This window comes from Psychromonas sp., from assembly GCF_047632995.1.
Lineage (GTDB): Bacteria > Pseudomonadota > Gammaproteobacteria > Enterobacterales > Psychromonadaceae > Psychromonas.
The window spans coordinates 1-5,350 of record NZ_JBLIEK010000177.1 but is presented as its reverse complement, the minus strand read 5'-3'; the positions used below and the strand labels follow the sequence as shown (position 1 = coordinate 5,350).

Annotated in this window: 5 protein-coding genes; 1 reads left to right on the top strand and 4 read right to left on the bottom strand. The window is 35.3% G+C overall.

All coding sequences use genetic code 11. The features are described 5' to 3' along the window. Nucleotides 1-55: 55 nt before the first annotated feature. A complete protein-coding gene (locus ACJAT7_RS17605; protein WP_415228103.1) occupies nucleotides 56-1,585 on the bottom strand; it encodes a CotH kinase family protein in 1,530 nt (509 codons plus the stop codon). Between the two features lie 368 nt (nucleotides 1,586-1,953). Next, entirely contained in the window at nucleotides 1,954-2,400 is a 447-nt protein-coding gene (locus ACJAT7_RS17600) for a DUF1499 domain-containing protein (protein WP_415228102.1), read from the bottom strand. 756 nt (nucleotides 2,401-3,156) lie between these two features. Here ACJAT7_RS17600 and ACJAT7_RS17595 point away from each other — a divergent pair. Continuing rightward, complete coding sequence (locus ACJAT7_RS17595; protein WP_415228101.1) at nucleotides 3,157-3,552, top strand: DUF3718 domain-containing protein; 396 nt, start codon at nucleotides 3,157-3,159, stop codon at nucleotides 3,550-3,552. A gap of 318 nt (nucleotides 3,553-3,870) precedes the next feature. Here ACJAT7_RS17595 and ACJAT7_RS17590 read toward each other — a convergent pair whose 3' ends face one another. Both ACJAT7_RS17590 and ACJAT7_RS17585 read right to left on the bottom strand, forming a co-directional pair. Next, the gene (locus tag ACJAT7_RS17590) at nucleotides 3,871-4,797 is read right to left on the bottom strand and encodes an alpha/beta fold hydrolase (RefSeq protein ID WP_415228100.1); all 927 of its coding nucleotides are present in this window, start codon (nucleotides 4,795-4,797) and stop codon (nucleotides 3,871-3,873) included. Between the two features lie 108 nt (nucleotides 4,798-4,905). After that, the coding region (locus ACJAT7_RS17585; protein WP_415228099.1) for an acyl-CoA dehydrogenase C-terminal domain-containing protein at nucleotides 4,906-5,350 on the bottom strand (445 nt) is incomplete at its 5' end.

Below are 5,350 nucleotides of genomic sequence, written 5' to 3'. Positions count from 1 at the left end.
TCCTAATTCTTTTTTATGGCCTATTTGTTGTCTTTAAAAACCAACACTAAGGGAACTAAAGATTGTTCAAAGCACCATCTAACCAAGTCATTCTCTGCGCATACCATGTTTTCAGTTGGTTAACCTCTTCGCTGTAAGTGTCAAACACCAAGGGATTCGGCCAAACATAATTGCCCAAGGTATTCCATTTAGTATCGTTTTCTTGTTGCGCCAGATTTAACTTGTCAGCATAGTCGTCGATTTTATCCAAAATTAAATTTTGATTGACTTTAAAATAAGCAAAACGGGTTTTAACCTTCTCGAGAAAGACACTATCGGTAAATAATCTGGCGATCCATGGATTGTCTTTCACCCAAAACCCCTGCGCATAACGAGAATCAGCGTAGTTCACATTGCCAAAAGACAAATCAAAGTCCCATAGCGGCCCCATTTTAATTTTTTGACCTGGCACTAAATTAAAATAAATGCTGGAAAAAAATTTAGAGTCAACGTTTTTTGTTATTTCACTGATTAGATACCAATCTACAAAACTATCGACATCTATGTATTTGGCATAGCCATTAATTGGATCTGTAAAGTTTGAAGAAAATAGAGCTGATTCAAATTCATTGATGTAACTTTTAATATAATTATATTGTTCATCATCCCAATTTAGATTGGGCTCTTTTATTGCCACTAGAAATTCATCCGTATAAAAATACACATCATCTGAGTCTTGTCTTTCTAGTTGATCAATTTCGAGTAAAAAACCATTGTCACCAATATTCACTCGATTACTGCCTTCTTCTACCTTTTCAGTAATGTTGTAGGTGCCGTTATATTCATCGTTGATATACACCTCGGCAAAGGTACTTTTAGGCGTCCAGTCAAGATTGCTTAAATATCCCATTTCAAAACTAATGGTATTTCTCAACAAAGTTTTATCAGAATATTCGGCCAAAAATAACCACTTCTTTTTGGATGGCATATCCAACATTGTTGTCTTATCTTTCAACTTCATTTGAAACGGTTTTTTAGGATGAAAAAACCAAGTAGAGTTTCCACGGCCTCGAATTTTAATATCGACAGAAGGTTCGTCTGAAAAGTTACGCCCACCTTTGATAGAGACAGTACCATCTACATAGTCCTCTTTGGAGTTGATGGGTACATTGCCAATTGTCGATATATAAATGATAGGTAATCCAGTAAAAGCCACAATATCAACGGAATAACTCACCTGACGGCCGTCATCCATCATCACAGTGTAAGTCTGTACATCACTAAAATTCTGTACAGATACATTATTTTTCTGCGCTGTATCATTAACAACCAGCGACGCACCAGTGTGTTCAACCGTGGCGATCATCCTTTGCCAATTAGCGCTGACTGGGAATTTACCAGCAATGTTTTTACCAGATATAGACAAATTTAAATTTGAGCTTAGACTTGGATTATTCTCAACTAAAAAGGAGAACTGACTGATAACAGGTTCAACGACTACCAGTAATAATTCTGGCTCTGTTTTATCAGACCCACTACAAGCTAACAGCGTTAAGCTGAAAAAAATAACTAGCAACGGTTTCCCAAACTCATAGTTCATCAACATTAAAGAAATCCTTTATAAAAATAGGTATTTACCAATGGTGTTTATATCGCGTTATTTGAATATTTTAAAACTTTCCCAAACAAATATTGCAAGATATCCTATCTAAATAAATAAGAAAGAACGAAACATGATGTTTTTTTGCGACCAAGTTTGCTCAATGACTTGCCAATATCTGTGTTGGTTAATACTCATCACTAACAAATTTGTTATAAATACAAACCTATTTTAGTAGGCACTTTATAAGGTGACGATTAGATGGAATCTACAGCCAAAAAAGTTAATATTTATAAGCTAAAACAAAATTTAATCGTTTATTATCTACAAAAATACCAGTGAATGTTAGTCTACCACTTCCACTTAAATTCTTGTTAATATCCCTTCAATTTCTGTCTCATCTGTTCAATTCGTTTTCTATTAGCACCTAAGTCTGAGTATCCGAGACGCGACGCAGATCTAAAGTATATGATTGTTGTTGCGGATTTTGTGACTGGAAAATAGAACTCTACATCATCAATAAATTTAAATATTTTAGATGTAAACTCCACTCGGACATAATTGTCCTGAATATCTATGATGTTTGTTCGCTGCAATGTTTTTAGTATTAATAACAGCCGTGCTTGTGTCTCTTGTTGTGAGCCAATGAAATAGAACGGTTCTATAAATTTTTTTTTATCTATAATTTGACTACTCACACAATTGGGTGATTGTGGGCAGGGTACTAAATGGTCATTAAATAACCCCAGCTTAGGAGTCATTCCAGCACATCCCATCAAAAAAACCAAACCAAACAAAACAATTAAAATTTGCTTATCCACTTTACCTATCCTCTACATTTATTTTTTATACTCAAAAAAGTTAACATATATTGACTTGAGGCACATTTGAAGAACATTCAGCGAATAAAAATAGTTCAACGAGTAAACTTAATAAAAAAAATGCTCTCATTTTAGTCAAACAAAAAATAACCTATCTATATTTTAATATTTCGACTGTGTTCACTATCAATAAACATCTGTCATTATCAAATTTCATATTAATGCCCTAGTGCAATTTCCAGTAATATAGTCATTATTAAATGATTTTTAAGCCGACATATGTGATAGCTCAAATAAAAATGTAGCCCTAGTTTATAGATTTAGTTTTGTATTCTTTTTGTTACCAACTCGCCTAAGGTCTTCATCAAATATGAAATCAAGGCAACGCTTCGCAACCTATAAAGCTAAAATAAAGATACATTGAACATCAACTCACCAACTCACCAACTCACCAACTCACCAACTCTCTATTACTATAAAAATTTTTAATTTTAATTTTAATTTTAATAAAAAGGATGTGCAAAAAACATACTGAGTACTAAAGAGCCAACATAGCATTATGTATTAATGCATATTACAAGTTTTAAGCCTCGTATAATTTCAGCTTCGACATTAGTGCATTCTAAAAGCAACGTTACCACTTCTCATACCTAAGTATCATATCGTAGCTTTTTCAATCCCTTTAAATATTCTTTAATAGAAACATCAAAACACAGCAACTTTTGCAATTAAACAAAAACACCGAGGAAATTAACCATGTTGAAAATAGTTAAAACTTCTATCGCCATCGCAACTGCTTCTTTGATATATGCTGGCAATGCTCAAGCTGACATCAATGATGCATTACAAAATATATGTACCATTGTAAAAGCAGATGACAAAGGTGAACTTCGTAGAAAAATGAGACGTGTTCAGTCTGATTACAATTTAAAACTTAAAGATTATTACACCGGTGTATCTTGCGGAGGTAACAGCCTTATTCGGACTGCTATGCTTAACAACTCAGAAGAAACAGGCACTCTTATGATAAAAAAAATGCCCAGAGGTGATTTGAAAGCTCCTGAAAAAGACGGTAAAACAGTGCTGGTATGGGCGTCTGAAAATGGTTTAGGTACCTCACCCATAGTTACTGCCCTTAACGACAGAATATAAGTATTATAGTTTCACGGCAGAGCAACACGTCATTCAAGCTTCGCAAAAACTGTTATTGAATGAACCTAGCAATAGCTAGTAAAACGATCAACATGGAAGGTAAGTCGAATTTTCTTTGAACAGATAATTGTCTCACCTTTTAAAATGGCCTCTTTTGAGGCTGTTTTTTTATGTGTATTACTAAAAAACATCTAATACCAAAACACAGGGAAAAAACGCAGCTGTTTAGATCAATTTCTCTGTGTCCTGAATACCACTAGAAACCGCAGTCATTTAAAAAATAATTTTATTACTTTCTAATTCCTTACATTTATCTGTCTACTTTACTAAAAACTTTTCGATTTCTAAATTCACTTCATCAGGCAACTCATGTTGCAACCAATGGCTTGCATCAGGAAAGCGTCTAATTCGCACATCTGGCACATACTCCTCTACACCATCAATGTTCTCTTTAACAAAGGCCTGATCTTGTTCGCCCCACAAGATCAGTGTTGGGCAACTGATGCGGATATTGGGTATTTTCATTTGTTCCGCTGCAACGACAGGACCATTGCCATGTCCATTGCCTACATCAACGATTTTCTCATTGGGGGCCAATTGCGGCATGGCTCTATAGTATTGCAGCATGCCATTAACTGCGTCAGGCTGAGCCCAAACGTTCTCATAAGTCTTGCGCTGCGTCTCGCTCAATGTGCCTTCACGCATTCCCATGAATATTTTGTTTTTGAGGTATTCATAGTTATTTTCTGATAACTTTTTTACAGCATTTGACGCAATTAACTCATGAATGTACTCGCTTTTTTGTCTTTGTTCGGCGTTGTGCACCATTTCCCGTGTGAAAATACTGGGGTGAGCAGCATTAAGTATCACTAATCGTTCGACAAGTTTTGGAAAAAAAGCAGCAAGAGGCCATGCAATGACCCCACCCCAATCGTGAGCCACTAATATTACTTTTTCTTGTGGCGCTGTGCATTGAATGAACTTAGCCATAAATTGGATCAGATTGGATACTTCAAAAAATGATTTTTCTTTGGGTTTATCACTTAAATTATAGCCAGGCAAATCGGGGGCTATCACACGATATTTACTAGAAAAATAATCAAGCTGTGCATGCCATGTCCCCCAATATTCAGGAAAGCCATGTAAGAAAACAATAGTTTGGCGTGGCGAATAGCTCTTATAATTATCACCTGCTTCAACATAATGAATATTAACGTCTTCAATGTTGATTGTGTGATGTTTCATGGCTGTATTTATCCGTCTAGTTGAATTTCCGGTGAATAAAAAAAAGCAAACATAATCATGTTTGCCTTTTTGAATTTACCAGTCTAGCTTATTAACATTTATTGAAGCCTAAACTATGTTGAACTGTTCTTCTTCCATATCCATTAAGTTATCAGCCCCAGACTCCATGGCTGACACTAATGAACGTGTGCGCGTTAGTAGACGGTCAAAATAAAATTTAGCCGTATGTAATTTTGCTTTATAAAATTCTGGATCGTTTGTACCATCGTCAAGTTTTTGCTGAGCAACAACGGCCATTTGAAGCCAGAAATAGCCAACTACGACGTAACCTGAATACATCAAGTAATCGACAGATGCAGCACCTAGTTCTGCAGGATTTTTGGCTGCCCTTTGCATAATGTCTTCAGTAATTTGATGCCATTCATGAACATGTTTATCAATACTGTTTGACCAAGCATTAAACTGTGTCTTATCACGAATACTTTTGCAGTATTCTTTGACTTCGTTTGTGAATACATCCAATAATTTACCGTTTGAACCCACCACTTTTCTG